At 70.0% G+C, this 12,908-nt stretch carries 12 protein-coding genes; 3 read left to right on the top strand and 9 right to left on the bottom strand.

What is annotated here, in order from left to right; translation table 11 throughout:
* Nucleotides 1-308: 308 nt before the first annotated feature.
* The 3 genes from PV343_RS35890 to thyX form a co-directional block, all read right to left on the bottom strand.
* Complete coding sequence (locus tag PV343_RS35890) at nt 309-1,994, bottom strand: ribonuclease J (protein WP_319151225.1); 1,686 nt, start codon at nt 1,992-1,994, stop codon at nt 309-311.
* Between the two features lie 155 nt (nt 1,995-2,149).
* Entirely contained in the window at nt 2,150-3,049 is a 900-nt protein-coding gene (gene dapA, locus PV343_RS35885; protein ID WP_319151224.1) for a 4-hydroxy-tetrahydrodipicolinate synthase, read from the bottom strand.
* 209 nt (nt 3,050-3,258) lie between these two features.
* Nucleotides 3,259-4,002, bottom strand: a complete 744-nt coding sequence (thyX, locus tag PV343_RS35880; protein ID WP_319151223.1) for an FAD-dependent thymidylate synthase — start codon at nt 4,000-4,002, stop codon at nt 3,259-3,261.
* 155 nt (nt 4,003-4,157) lie between these two features.
* Between thyX and PV343_RS35875 the strand changes: the two genes are divergently transcribed.
* Together PV343_RS35875 and PV343_RS35870 are read left to right on the top strand one after the other, a co-directional pair.
* The gene (locus PV343_RS35875) at nt 4,158-4,394 is read left to right on the top strand and encodes a hypothetical protein (RefSeq protein ID WP_319151222.1); all 237 of its coding nucleotides are present in this window, start codon (nt 4,158-4,160) and stop codon (nt 4,392-4,394) included.
* A 90-nt stretch (nt 4,395-4,484) separates the two neighbouring features.
* Complete coding sequence (locus tag PV343_RS35870) at nt 4,485-5,039, top strand: hypothetical protein (RefSeq protein WP_319151221.1); 555 nt, start codon at nt 4,485-4,487, stop codon at nt 5,037-5,039.
* A 140-nt stretch (nt 5,040-5,179) separates the two neighbouring features.
* On the opposite strand, the gene PV343_RS35865 is transcribed toward PV343_RS35870, so the two are convergent.
* The 5 genes from PV343_RS35865 to rpsO form a co-directional block, all read right to left on the bottom strand.
* Entirely contained in the window at nt 5,180-5,632 is a 453-nt protein-coding gene (locus tag PV343_RS35865; protein ID WP_319151220.1) for a hypothetical protein, read from the bottom strand.
* Between the two features lie 25 nt (nt 5,633-5,657).
* The gene (dapB, locus tag PV343_RS35860; RefSeq protein ID WP_319151219.1) at nt 5,658-6,410 is read right to left on the bottom strand and encodes a 4-hydroxy-tetrahydrodipicolinate reductase; all 753 of its coding nucleotides are present in this window, start codon (nt 6,408-6,410) and stop codon (nt 5,658-5,660) included.
* 48 nt (nt 6,411-6,458) lie between these two features.
* Nucleotides 6,459-7,838, bottom strand: coding sequence for a M16 family metallopeptidase (locus PV343_RS35855; protein ID WP_319151218.1), 1,380 nt, complete (start codon nt 7,836-7,838; stop codon nt 6,459-6,461).
* Nucleotides 7,835-10,057 (bottom strand): polyribonucleotide nucleotidyltransferase, encoded by a 2,223-nt coding sequence (locus PV343_RS35850; RefSeq protein WP_319151217.1) that lies wholly within the window; start codon nt 10,055-10,057, stop codon nt 7,835-7,837. The genes PV343_RS35855 and PV343_RS35850 overlap by 4 nt, the downstream gene beginning before the upstream one ends.
* Nucleotides 10,058-10,369: 312 nt before the next feature.
* The gene (rpsO, locus tag PV343_RS35845; RefSeq protein ID WP_005479656.1) at nt 10,370-10,657 is read right to left on the bottom strand and encodes a 30S ribosomal protein S15; all 288 of its coding nucleotides are present in this window, start codon (nt 10,655-10,657) and stop codon (nt 10,370-10,372) included.
* Nucleotides 10,658-10,991: 334 nt separating this feature from the next.
* Here rpsO and PV343_RS35840 point away from each other — a divergent pair, with 334 nt between their 5' ends.
* Nucleotides 10,992-11,270 (top strand): DUF397 domain-containing protein, encoded by a 279-nt coding sequence (locus tag PV343_RS35840; protein ID WP_319151216.1) that lies wholly within the window; start codon nt 10,992-10,994, stop codon nt 11,268-11,270.
* Nucleotides 11,271-11,354: 84 nt separating this feature from the next.
* Here the strand turns inward: PV343_RS35840 and eccD are convergent, their stop codons facing one another.
* Nucleotides 11,355-12,863 carry a type VII secretion integral membrane protein EccD gene (gene eccD, locus PV343_RS35835; protein ID WP_319151228.1) on the bottom strand — a complete coding sequence of 503 codons (1,509 nt, stop codon included), beginning with the start codon at nt 12,861-12,863 and terminating at the stop codon, nt 11,355-11,357.
* Between the last annotated feature and the right edge of the window lie 45 nt (nt 12,864-12,908).

Raw genomic sequence — 12,908 nt, 5'->3', positions numbered from 1 at the left:
CTTCCTTTGTACTCACCCTCTCGGGCTTTCCTCCGGGCGCTTCCCTTCGGTCTTGCGTTTCCGACTCTATCAGATCTTTTCTCGATCCGATTTCCTCGGCGCTTTCCAGGTCTTCGCTCTCGCGTTTCCCTTTCCGGCAGTTCCGACTTTATCAGAAGTTCTGAGCCGGATTTCCCACCCCGTCCGGGGAACCGTGGTCCAGGGCTGAAGCACTGGGGTTCCCGCTCGGGCGGAGACGTAAACGTACTGGAGCGGGGCGCCCCGATGCAAATCGAGGCGCCCCGCTCCCAGTTCAAGCTGACGAGGGGTCAGACCTCCACGACGACCGGGAGGATCATCGGCCTGCGGCGGTAGGTGTCGGAGACCCACTTGCCGAGGGTGCGGCGGATGAGTTGCTGGAGCTGGTGGGGCTCCACGACGCCGTCCTGCGCGGACCGCTCCAGGACCTCGGTGATCTTCGGCAGGACGGCCGCGAAGGCCGAGTCCTCGATACCGGAGCCGCGGGCCTGGACGTGCGGACCACCGGTGATCTTGCCGGTGGAGGAGTCCACGACCACGAAGACCGAGATGATGCCCTCGTCGCCGAGGATCTTGCGGTCCTTCAGGGCCGGCTCGCCTACGTCGCCGACGGACAGGCCGTCGACGTAGACGTATCCCGCCTGGACCTTGCCCGAGATCTTGGCCTTGCCCTCGATCAGGTCGACCACGACGCCGTCCTCGGCGATGACGATCCGATCGTGCGGGACGCCCGTCAGGGCACCCAGCTCGGCGTTGGCGCGCAGGTGACGCCATTCGCCGTGGACCGGCATCAGGTTCTTCGGGCGGCAGATGTTGTAGAAGTACAGCAGCTCGCCCGCGGACGCGTGGCCGGAGACGTGCACCTTGGCGTTGCCCTTGTGGACGACGTTGGCGCCCCAGCGGGTCAGGCCGTTGATCACGCGGTAGACCGCGTTCTCGTTGCCCGGGATGAGGGACGAGGCCAGGATGACCGTGTCGCCGTCGACGATGCGGATCTGGTGGTCGCGGTTGGCCATGCGGGACAGGGCCGCCATCGGCTCGCCCTGGGAACCCGTGCAGACCAGCACCACCTCGTGGTCGGGCAGGTCGTCCAGCGTCTTGACGTCCACCACGAGGCCCGGCCGGACCTTCAGGTAGCCGAGGTCCCGGGCGATGCCCATGTTGCGGACCATGGAGCGGCCGACGAAGGCGACCCTGCGGCCGTACTCGTGCGCCGCGTCCAGGATCTGCTGGATGCGGTGGACGTGACTGGCGAAGCTCGCCACGATGATCCGCTTTTGGGCGCCGGCGAAGACCTGGCGCAGGACGTTGGAGATGTCCCGCTCGGGCGGGACGAAGCCCGGCACCTCGGCGTTCGTGGAGTCGGCGAGCAGGAGGTCGATGCCCTCCTCGCTCAGCCGGGCGAACGCGTGCAGGTCGGTGAGGCGGTGGTCCAGCGGGAGCTGGTCCATCTTGAAGTCACCGGTGTGCACCACCATGCCGGCGGGGGTGCGGATGGCGACCGCCAGGGCGTCCGGGATGGAGTGGTTGACCGCGACGAACTCGCAGTCGAAGGGGCCGACGCGCTCGCGGTTCCCCTCCGCCACCTCCAGGGTGTACGGCCGGATCCGGTGCTCCTGCAGCTTGGCCTCGATGAGGGCCAGGGTCAGCTTGGAGCCGATCAGCGGGATGTCCGGCTTCTCGCGGAGCAGGAAGGGGACACCGCCGATGTGGTCCTCGTGGCCGTGCGTGAGGACGATGCCCTCGATGTCGTCGAGGCGGTCCCGGATGGACGAGAAGTCCGGCAGGATCAGGTCGATTCCGGGCTGCTCCTCCTCGGGGAAGAGCACTCCGCAGTCGACGATCAGCAGGCGGCCGCCGTATTCGAAGACCGTCATGTTGCGGCCGATCTCGCCGAGACCGCCGAGCGGGGTGACCCGCAGGCCGCCCTCCGTCAGCGGCGGGGGCGAGCCGAGTTCAGGATGCGGATGACTCAAAAGACTCTCCTCACCACGCGCGCCACGTACCGGTAGGGCACGTGGCGCGCATGACGTTCGTGCAGAAGCAGTTGTCGTTGTGGGATGCGGGCACCGGTGGCCTGCGTATGCGGTTGTTGTTCAGTTGTGAAGCCCGGGTGGTGCGAAGTCTGTTGTCAGAGCTGTACCCCGCCGGCGGCAAGATCGATCTTGAGCTGGGCGATCTCCTCGGCCGAGCACTCGACCATGGGGGCGCGCAGCGGTCCGGCGGGCAGGCCCTGGAGGGCGAGTGCCGCCTTGGTGGTCATGACGCCCTGGGTGCGGAACATGCCCGTGTAGACCGGGAGCAGCTTCTGGTGGATCTCGGTGGCCTTGACGACGTCGCCCGAGGTGTACGCGTCGACGAGGGCGCGCAGGTCGGGGGTGACGAGGTGGCCGACGACCGAGACGAAGCCGACGGCGCCCACCGACAGCAGGGGCAGGTTCAGCATGTCGTCGCCCGAGTACCAGGCGAGGCCGGACTGGGCGATGGCCCAGCCGGCGCGGCCGAGGTCGCCCTTGGCGTCCTTGTTGGCGACGATCCGCGGGTGCTCGGCGAGGCGGACGAGCGTCTCGGTGTTGATCGGGACGCCGCTGCGGCCGGGGATGTCGTAGAGCATGACCGGCAGGCCGGTGGTGTCCGCGACGGCCGTGAAGTGCCGGTACAGGCCCTCCTGCGGGGGCTTGTTGTAGTACGGCGTGACGACCAGCAGGCCGTGTGCGCCGGCGCGCTCGGCCTCGCGGGCGAGCTGGATGCTGTGGTGGGTGTCGTTGGTGCCGACTCCGGCCACGACGTGGGCGCGGTCGCCGACCGCTTCGACCACGGCTCGTACCAGGTCCGATTTCTCCGCGTCGCTGGTGGTGGGGGACTCGCCGGTGGTCCCGTTGACGATCAGGCCGTCGTTGCCTGCGTCCACCAGGTGGGCGGCGAGCCGCTGCGCGCCGTCGAGGTCGAGTGCGCCGTCCGCCGTGAAGGGCGTGACCATGGCGGTGAGGACCCGCCCGAAGGGGGTCTGCGGAGTCGAGGTCGGAGCCATGGGTAACACGCTACTCGGTGCTCAATGCGTGGTCTGCCCTCGGGGTGCCGGGAAAGTCAGGACAAATAAGGAGCCCGGCACTGCCTGCTCGGGGGTTCAAGCAGTGCCGGGTCCGTTTGATCAGGCTAGATGAACTTCTCTAAATGCCGCAATACGGACACTTCGCCAGGCTGACCCGTACATCCGTTCCGCGTGGGGAACGGACCGCGTCAGGGGGCCACGCGGCCGTTGCCGTTGAAGGCGGCGTAGGTGAGCGGCATGAGCCGGGCCCACTCCGCCTCCATCTTCTCGCCGACCATCTCGATCTCCCGCTGCGGGAAGGACGGCACCTTGGCCAGCTCGTGCTGGGTGCGCAGGCCGAGGAAGTGCATCAGCGAGCGGGCGTTGCACGTGGCGTACATCGAGGAGAAGAGGCCCACCGGCAGGACCGAGCGGGCGACCTCCCGGGCCACGCCCTCGGCGAGGAGCTTCTGGTAGGCCGCGTACGCCTGCTCGTAGGACTCCTCCAGGGTGCCGCGCACGGCCTCGTGCTGGGCCGGGGTGCCCTCGACGAAGACGTACTTGCCCGGGCGGCCCTCCTGCACGAGCTTGCGGGAGGTGTCGGGGACGTAGAAGACCGGCTCGAGCTCCCGGTAGCGGCCCGACTCCTCGTTGTACGACCAGCCGACCCGGTGCCGCATGAACTCGCGGAACACGAAGATGGGGGCGCTGATGAAGAAGGTCATCGAGTTGTGCTCGAACGGGCTGCCGTGCCGGTCCCGCATCAGGTAGTTGATCAGTCCCCTGGAGCGCTCGGGGTCCTTCTTCAGCTCGTCCAGGGACTGCTCACCGAGCGTGGAGACGCGGGCGGCGAAGAGGACGTCGGCATCCGAAGCGCTGGACTTCACGAGTTCGACGGTGACGTCACTGCGCAGGGTGAGCGACTCGGGGGTGGTCACGGGGGTCCTTCCCATCACTTCTTCAGGTTCGCGCCCACTGTACGGGGCACCCCTGACAGTCCCGGACAGTGACCTCGCCCCGGATTTTTTCGGACATGGGCACCTTTTGCGCCACTCGAGCGTCTGTACCGGTGAGGTCCGCACATTCGGTCCCGAGGAGACGTACCACCATGTTCCGTAGGCGTGAGCCCGTGCCCTTCGCCTTCCTGGCCGAGGCGGACAGGTTCCGCAGCAATGTCGCTCCCCCGCCCCGCCGGCGGGCTTCCGTGGGCGAGACGGCCGGTCGCTGGCTGCTGGGACTCACCATCGTCGCCGGGCTCGTCGGCTCGGTCGTCCTGGGCACCCCCGCGCTGTCCACACCGTCCGGCACGCCGTCCCCGCAGTCCCAGGCGTCGCAGGGGCACTGACTCTTCCGGCCGCCCACGGGTGGTGAGCGGGAACGCGGCCGGATAGCCTCACCGGGCACAGCCCCAGCAAGGATTGAGTGAGGACCAGCCGTGCCCCTGCCCTTCCTGACGGCCGACCGGAGCTTCGAGGCGGCTTCCGAGAGCCCGCTGCCGTACGACGACCGCGACCGCTGGCGGCGCCCCTACCGGCCCGGGCCCTGGCGGGTGGCCGGCGCGGCCCTTGGTCTGCTGCTCTCCTCGTTCATCCTGTTCGGGGCGGTCCTCATCGCGCTGACCGGCTCGGTGCCCGACGCCGTCGTGGTCCTGGTCGTGGCGCTGGCCGTCATCGCGTCCGCGCTGCGCGTGCTGCGCATGGGTGTGTGGGTGAGCGCGCGCGGGCTGCGCCACGTCGGCTTCCTGATGACACGCACGGTGCCCTGGCAGCGGGTGGTCTCGGTGCGCACGGCGCAGCAGCCGGTGCGCTGGCTGGGGCTGCCGCGCACGGTCCAGGGGCAGGCCCTCACGTTCGTACGCAAGGACCGGTCCCCCGACGAGACCGCTCCCCTGATGACCACGCACGGCCTGGACTTCCTGAGCCGTCCCGCCGCCTTCGACCGGGCCGCGGACACCGTGGAGGCGTGGGCGGCGGAGTACCGCCACGGCTGACCTTCGCGGCACGCACGACGAAGGGGCCGGTCCGCCGTGGCGCGGACCGGCCCCTTCGTCGTGCGTGCCTGCCAGGGCCTTGGTGGCGTGTGTGCGTCCCGGGACCTTGGCCGTGCGTGCCCCGGAGCCCTCCGTACGGCTCAGACCTGGACGGATTTGCCGTCGTGCAGCGCGATGGCCCGCTGCATCGCCTTGCGGGCGCGCGGGGTGTCCCGGGCGTCGTGATAGGCGACGGCGAGCCGGAACCAGCTGCGCCAGTCGTCCGGTGCCGCCTCCGTCTCGGCCCTGCGCCTGGCGAACACCTCGTCGGCCGAGTCGCGGTCGATACGGCCGGCCGGGGTGCGCTTCAGCTCGTCGACGGGCAGTCCGCCCTCGGCGTCGAGCTCGGCGGCGAGCTGGTTGGCCCTGCGGACGAACTGGGTGTTCTTCCACAGGAACCACAGCCCGATGACCGGCAGGATGAGCACCGCCACCCCGAAGGTGACGGTGACGACCGTGCCGGACTGGATGAGCAGCACGCCACGGCTGCCGACCAGGACGAAGTAGAACAGCAGAACGGCGGCCGTGACGAGGTAGGTGATCTTCGCGCGCATGACGTCTTCGGGTTCGGCTCGGGTCTCAGCTCAGGTCCAGGAAGTGTTCCAGGCCGAAGGTCAGGCCCGGAGTCGACACCACCCGGCGGGCGCCGAGCAGGATGCCCGGCATGAAACTGCTGTGGTGCAGGGAGTCGTGGCGGACGGTGAGGGTCTCGCCCTCGCCGCCGAGCAGCACCTCCTGGTGGGCCAGGAGGCCGCGCAGACGGACCGCGTGCACCGGGACGCCGTCCACGTCGGCGCCGCGGGCGCCGTCCAGGGCCGTGGTCGTGGCGTCCGGCGCCGGGGCCGTGCCGGCCCGGCGGCGGGCCTCGGCGATGAGCTGGGCCGTGCGCGTGGCGGTCCCGGACGGGGCGTCCACCTTGTTCGGGTGGTGCAGCTCGACGACCTCGACCGACTCGAAGTACGGCGCGGCGATCTGCGCGAACTTCATGGTCAGCACGGCGCCGATGGAGAAGTTCGGCGCGATCAGCACGCCGGTCTCCGGGGACCCGTCGAGCCAGCCCCTCAGCCGCGCGAGGCGCTCGTCGGTCCAGCCCGTCGTCCCGACGACCGCGTGGATGCCGTGGCGCACGCAGAAGTCGAGGTTGTCCATGACCGACGCCGGGGTGGTCAGCTCCACGACCACCTGGGCGCCGGTCTCCGTCAGCGTCTCCAGCTTGTCGCCCCGGCCGAGGGCGGCGACCAGCTCCATGTCCTCGGCGGCCTCGACCGCCCGTACCGCCTCGGACCCGATCCGGCCCTTGGCACCGAGGACCGCCACGCGCAGCTTGCTCATCTCTTGCTTCCTTAGACCGGAGGGGGTTACCGGGGGGTACCGGAGGGGTTAGGCGACCGCGTCGTGCAGCCGCGCGGCCTGCTTGTCCTTCAGCGGGCCGATGACCGACAGCGAGGGGCGCTGTCCCAGGACGTCGCGGGCGACCGACCGGACCTCGTCCGGGGTGACCGCGGCTATCCGGGCCAGCATGTCGTCGACGGACATCTGCTCGCCCCAGCACAGCTCGCTCTTGCCGATACGGTTCATCAGCGCGCCGGTGTCCTCCAGGCCCAGGACGGTGGAGCCCTGGAGCTGACCGATCGCACGGCCGATCTCGTCGTCGGACAGCCCCTCGGCGGCGACGTGGTCGAGCTCGTCCCGGCAGATCCTCAGCACGTCGTGGACCTGGCTCGGGCGGCAGCCCGCGTACACGCCGAAGAGGCCGCAGTCCGCGAATCCCGAGGTGTAGGAGTACACGCTGTAGGCGAGGCCGCGCTTCTCCCGGACCTCCTGGAAGAGGCGGGAGGACATGCCACCGCCGAGGGCGGTGTTGAGCACGCCCATGGCCCAGCGGCGGTCGTCGGTGCGGGCAAGGCCCGGCATGCCGAGGACGACGTGCGCCTGCTCGGTCTTGCGGCCCAGCAGTTCGACCTTGCCGGCCGTGCGCAGCCGGCGGCTGCCGTCGCGCGGGGCGATGGGCAGCGCCTCCGGGTTGCCCAGGGCGCCGGCCTTCTCGAAGGCCGCGCGGACCTGCCGTACGACCTTGTTGTGGTCGATGTTGCCCGCGCAGGCCACGACGAGGTGCGTCGGGTCGTAGTGCTTGCGGTAGAAGCGGCGGATGCGGTCGGCGGTGAGCGCGTTGACCGTGTCGACCGTGCCGAGGACCGGGCGGCCGAGGGCGTTGTCGCCGAACATGGTGTGCGCGAACAGGTCGTGCACGCAGTCGCCCGGGTCGTCCTCGGTCATGGCGATCTCTTCGAGGATCGCGCCGCGCTCGACGTTGACGTCCTCTTCGAGGATGAGCGAGCCGGTCAGCATGTCGCAGACGACGTCGATGGCGAGCGGCAGGTCGGTGTCGAGCACGCGCGCGTAGTAGCACGTGTACTCCTTGGCCGTGAACGCGTTCATCTCGCCGCCGACCGCGTCGAGGGCGGCGGAGATGTCCAGCGCCGACCTGCGGCCGGTGCCCTTGAAGAGCAGGTGCTCCAGGTAGTGCGTGGCACCGTTCAGCGAGGGCGTCTCGTCGCGGGAGCCCACGTGCGCCCAGATGCCGAAGGTCGCGGAGCGCACCGAGGGCAGGGTCTCGGTGACGATGCGCAGGCCGCCCGGGAGGGTGGTCTTGCGGACCGTGCCGATGCCGTTGGTTCCCTTGATGAGGGTTTGGGTACGGGCGACGGCCCGCGCCTCCGAGGAGGTGCGGGCCGTCGCCTTGGAGCTACGGGACGTCACTGCTCGGCGTCGTCCTTCTTCGTCTCGTCGGAACCTTCCTCGCCCTCGATCACGGGGATGAGGGAGAGCTTGCCGCGGGAGTCGATCTCGGCGATCTCGACCTGGACCTTCTGGCCCACGCCGAGGACGTCCTCGACGTTCTCCACGCGCTTGCCGCCGGCGAGCTTGCGGATCTGCGAGATGTGCAGCAGACCGTCCTTGCCGGGCAGCAGGGAGACGAACGCACCGAAGGTGGTCGTCTTCACGACCGTGCCCAGGTAGCGCTCGCCGACCTCGGGCATCGTCGGGTTGGCGATGCCGTTGATCGTTGCACGGGCGGCCTCGGCGGCCGGGCCGTCGGCGGCACCGATGTAGATGGTGCCGTCGTCCTCGATGGTGATCTCGGCGCCGGTGTCCTCCTGGATCTGGTTGATCATCTTGCCCTTGGGGCCGATGACCTCACCGATCTTGTCCACCGGGATCTTGACGGTGATGATCCGCGGGGCGTTCGGGGACATCTCGTCCGGCGTGTCGATCGCTTCCATCATCACGTCGAGGATGTGGAGGCGGGCGTCACGGGCCTGCTTGAGGGCCGCGGCCAGGACGGAGGCGGGGATGCCGTCCAGCTTGGTGTCGAGCTGGAGGGCGGTCACGAACTCCTTGGTGCCGGCGACCTTGAAGTCCATGTCGCCGAAGGCGTCCTCCGCACCGAGGATGTCGGTGAGGGTGACGTAGTGCGTCTCGCCGTCGATCTCCTGGGAGATGAGGCCCATGGCGATACCGGCGACGGGGGCCTTCAGCGGCACACCGGCGTTCAGCAGCGACATGGTGGAGGCGCACACCGAGCCCATGGACGTCGAGCCGTTGGAGCTCAGCGCCTCGGAGACCTGGCGGATCGCGTAGGGGAACTCCTCGCGCGTCGGCAGGACCGGCACGAGGGCGCGCTCGGCGAGGGCGCCGTGGCCGATCTCGCGGCGCTTCGGGGAGCCGACGCGGCCGGTCTCGCCGGTGGAGTACGGCGGGAAGTTGTAGTTGTGCATGTAGCGCTTGCGGGTCACCGGGGAGAGGGTGTCCAGCTGCTGCTCCATGCGGAGCATGTTGAGGGTGGTGACGCCCAGGATCTGGGTCTCGCCACGCTCGAACACCGCGGAGCCGTGCACGCGCGGGATGGCCTCGACCTCGGCGGCCAGGGTGCGGATGTCGGTGACACCGCGGCCGTCGATGCGCTTCTTCTCCTTGATGACGCGCTCACGGACCAGGGTCTTGGTCAGCGAGCGGTACGCGGCGGAGATCTCCTTCTCGCGGCCCTCGAACTCCGGCAGGAGCTTCTCGGCGGCCAGACCCTTGACGCGGTCCAGCTCGGCCTCGCGCTCCTGCTTGCCGGCGATGGTGAGCGCCTGGGCGAGCTCGGGCTTGACGGCGGCCGTCAGGGCCTCGAGGACGTCGTCCTGGTAGTCCAGGAAGATCGGGAACTCGGCGGTCGGCTTGGCGGCCTTCGACGCGAGGTCGGCCTGGGCCTTGCACAGGACCTTGATGAAGGGCTTCGCGGCCTCGAGACCGGCGGCGACGACCTCCTCGGTCGGCGCCTCGGAGCCGTCCTCGACCAGCTTGATGGTCTTGTCGGTGGCCTCGGCCTCGACCATCATGATCGCGACGTCGCCGTCCTCCAGGACGCGACCGGCGACCACCATGTCGAAGACGGCGTCCTCGAGCTCGGTGTGCGTCGGGAAGGCGACCCACTGGCCGCGGATCAGCGCGACGCGGACGCCGCCGATCGGGCCGGAGAAGGGCAGGCCGGCCAGCTGCGTCGACGCGGACGCGGCATTGATCGCCACGACGTCGTACAGGTGGTCGGGGTTGAGCGCCATGATCGTGGCGACGACCTGGATCTCGTTGCGCAGGCCCTTCTTGAAGGACGGGCGCAGCGGGCGGTCGATCAGGCGGCAGGTGAGGATGGCGTCCTCGGAGGGGCGGCCCTCACGGCGGAAGAAGCTGCCGGGGATCTTGCCGGCGGCGTACATCCGCTCCTCGACGTCCACCGTCAGGGGGAAGAAGTCGAGCTGGTCCTTGGGGTTCTTGGAGGCGGTGGTGGCCGACAGCACCATGGTGTCGTCGTCCAGGTACGCCACGGCGGAGCCGGCGGCCTGCTTGGCCAGGCGGCCCGTCTCGAAGCGGATGGTGCGAGTGCCGAAGGCGCCGTTGTCGATGACGGCCTCGGCGTAGTGGGTCTCGTTCTCCACTAGCGTTTTCTCCGTTACTTGTCGTCTTTCGTCCCTCGGCTGCCCGTGTGGCAGGGGGACGGTGGCGGAGAAGCGCTCCGTGCGGTGCGGGCCGGTCTTCGATCGAAGCACCCGGGGCTCGTTTCCCCCGGGGGCCACTACCGAGGACCGGCGGCGGCTTGGCGCGCTTCTCCCTTTCGTTGTCGTGCTGTGTCGTCCGTAATGCGTTGTGCTACCACACTACAAAGCGTCGGTGACACTCCGCACGTTTCCCCACGTACGGCAAAGGGAGCGGTCCCCAGTCCTACCGGGAACCGCTCCCTTCACGGCGTGTTACTTGGCGCCCGCCGCACCGCGGCGGATGCCCAGGCGGTCGACCAGCGCACGGAAGCGCTGGATGTCCTTCTTCGCCAGGTACTGCAGGAGGCGACGGCGCTGACCGACCAGGATCAGCAGACCACGACGGGAGTGGTGGTCGTGCTTGTGGGTCTTGAGGTGCTCCGTCAGGTCGGAGATGCGACGCGAGAGCATGGCGACCTGGACCTCGGGGGAGCCGGTGTCGCCCTCCTTGGTACCGAACTCGGTGATGATCTGCTTCTTCGTAGCGGCGTCGAGCGACACGCGTACTCCTCGTAGTCTGATAAGTGCCATCGAGTGCCCCCGGTCCACTTCTCGGGGGAGCTTCCACGACTCGGGAGGCGGGGATCCGCTGGGCGCGGCCTCCAGAGTCCTCGGGGGTCTCCGGAAGTGCGTACACAAACGGCCGTCGACCAGGGTACCAGGCGTATACGGCCGTCTTCACCGGCGTTCCGGAACGGCCGTGGCCGGCGGTGGGCGGCCACTAGGGTGAGCCGCGCCGATCGTACGTACCGCGTACATCGCGACCGCCGGATCACGCGATCGCGGCGGGAACATCCGGGACAGCCGGGAACGGCCGGGAAGGGGACTCCTCGGGATGGCGGAGACGGAAGCGGAGACCAAGGCGCGCAAGGACCGGGAGCGGGACGAGCTGTACGCGCTGGACATCTCGGACGTCGAGTGGCACTGCGCGCCGGGCACGGAGCAGGACGAGGAGCGCGTCGAGATCGCCCACCTGCCGGCCGGGGCGGTCGCGATGCGGTCCTCCCTCGACCCGGACACGGTGCTGCGCTACACGGAGGCGGAGTGGCGGGCGTTCGTGCTGGGGGCTCGGGACGGGGAGTTCGATCTGGGAGCGGGGGCCGCGGAGGCGTAGCGGACGCGACGTGAGAAGGGGCGGCACGCACGCGTGCCGCCCCTTCTCACGTCGCACACCCGGACGGCGGTGCCGCGGGAACCCTCAGCTGGTCATCGCCCGGGCCCGTGCGTACACGTCGAACACGGCCAGGGCCAGCGGGATCAGGGTGAGCAGGACGAAGCTCTCGGCGATCTCCAGGAAGCGCCCCCAGAACGGGGTGACACCGCGCCGCGGAGTGATCAGCCCGATCGCGGTGACCAGGGCGGTGGCCGCGCCGACCGCCGCGGCGAGCCAGACGCTGCGGATGTCGAGGGCGGCGGTGTCGCCCTGGAAGGCGTCGATCAGGTAGCTCCGCGGCGGGTTCAGGGCGAGCCCGAGGCCGAGGAAGACGATCGAGGCGAGGCCCGCGGCCAGGGTGGCCCCGACCTGTGCGGTGTACCGGAACAGGTGGGCGCGCATCAGCATGGCGAGGCCGGTCGCGAGGGCCAGCAGCTGCGCCCACATGTTGCTGGAGAAGCCGAGGACGATCGACGCGCCCACGGCCACGAGGGCGCAGCCACCGACGAGCCCGACGAGCAGTTCGTGGCCGCGCCGGGCCTGGGCGGCCACCCGCTCGGCGTCCACGGGCTCCTGCGGGGCCGGCTCGCCGCCGCCGTAGCCGCCGCGGGACTGGTTCGGCGGTTCGAAGCCGATGGGCAGCCGGGCGAAGCGCATGGAGAGACCCGGCAGGAAGGCCAGCGCCACGACCGACAGCGGGGCGCAGACGGCGGCCGTCTCGATGGGGCGCAGCTCGGTGAGGATCGCGATGAAGGAGGTGACCAGACCGATCCCGGAGGCGAAGACGAACGCGACGAAGGGTCCGTCGCCGCCCGGCGACATCAGGGTGAGCACGACGGAGGCGACGAGGACGGCCGTGCAGGCGAGCAGGAACTGCAGCCGCCCGATGCCCTCTCCGCCGGAGAGCGGCAGCAGACCCGATCCGGCCACGGCGGCGTTCGGCAGCGCGCCCAGTCCCAGTGCGACGGCGGAGCCCCGGTCGTCGTACACACGTGCGCGGACGCACGCCATGGTGATCAGCAGGACGCCGGCGACTGCCGCGACGATGCCCTGCAGGCTGTGCATGTCGTGGTGGATCCGGGAGCTCCAGGCCACGAACGCGAGCAGCGCGGGCAGGATGCCGCCCGCGACGAGACCGGCGGCGCGCGTGAGGTCGCCGCTCCACAGCGTGCGGTCGCGCGTGACGGCGGAGGCCACCGCCTCGGAGACGTCGTCGACGACGGCGGGCGGCAGCGACTCGGCGAACGGGCGCAGGGTGAGCAGCTCGCCGTCGAGGATGCGCTGTGCCATGAAGGACCGGGCGCCGTCGAGGACGGTGCCGTCGCGCCGTACGAGGTGATAGCCGACGGGGGCGCCCTCGGCGGGGTTCTGCTGGGACAGGCGCAGGATCTCCGGGTACAGGTCGGCGACCGGCACGTCGTCGGGCAGGGCCACGTCGATGCGGCTGTCGGGCGCCACGATGGTGACCCGGCAGAAACCGAATCCCATGCCCGCCCCGGAAGGGGCCTGGGTGCCTGCTCCACCGGTCGCGCCGGCAGGCGCGGAGGCCGTCATGCTCACCTGCTGTTCCCCCTCGTCGGCGGTGGGGCGGCCCGTGGT

Source organism: Streptomyces sp. WI03-4A (assembly GCF_033792105.1).
In the GTDB taxonomy this organism is placed as follows: domain Bacteria; phylum Actinomycetota; class Actinomycetes; order Streptomycetales; family Streptomycetaceae; genus Streptomyces; species Streptomyces collinus_A.
This window is presented reverse-complemented; position numbering and strand designations above follow the sequence as displayed.

What these genes read in the sequence shown, in the direction of transcription:
- dapA (WP_319151224.1), bottom strand. Translation starts at nt 3,049, where the DNA reads ATGGCTCCGACCTCGACTCCGCAGACCCCCTTCGGGCGGGTCCTCACC.
- thyX (WP_319151223.1), bottom strand. Translation starts at nt 4,002, where the DNA reads ATGGGAAGGACCCCCGTGACCACCCCCGAGTCGCTCACCCTGCGCAGT.
- PV343_RS35875 (WP_319151222.1), top strand. Translation starts at nt 4,158, where the DNA reads ATGTTCCGTAGGCGTGAGCCCGTGCCCTTCGCCTTCCTGGCCGAGGCG.
- PV343_RS35865 (WP_319151220.1), bottom strand. Translation starts at nt 5,632, where the DNA reads ATGCGCGCGAAGATCACCTACCTCGTCACGGCCGCCGTTCTGCTGTTC.
- dapB (WP_319151219.1), bottom strand. Translation starts at nt 6,410, where the DNA reads ATGAGCAAGCTGCGCGTGGCGGTCCTCGGTGCCAAGGGCCGGATCGGG.
- PV343_RS35840 (WP_319151216.1), top strand. Translation starts at nt 10,992, where the DNA reads ATGGCGGAGACGGAAGCGGAGACCAAGGCGCGCAAGGACCGGGAGCGG.
- eccD (WP_319151228.1), bottom strand. Translation starts at nt 12,863, where the DNA reads ATGACGGCCTCCGCGCCTGCCGGCGCGACCGGTGGAGCAGGCACCCAG.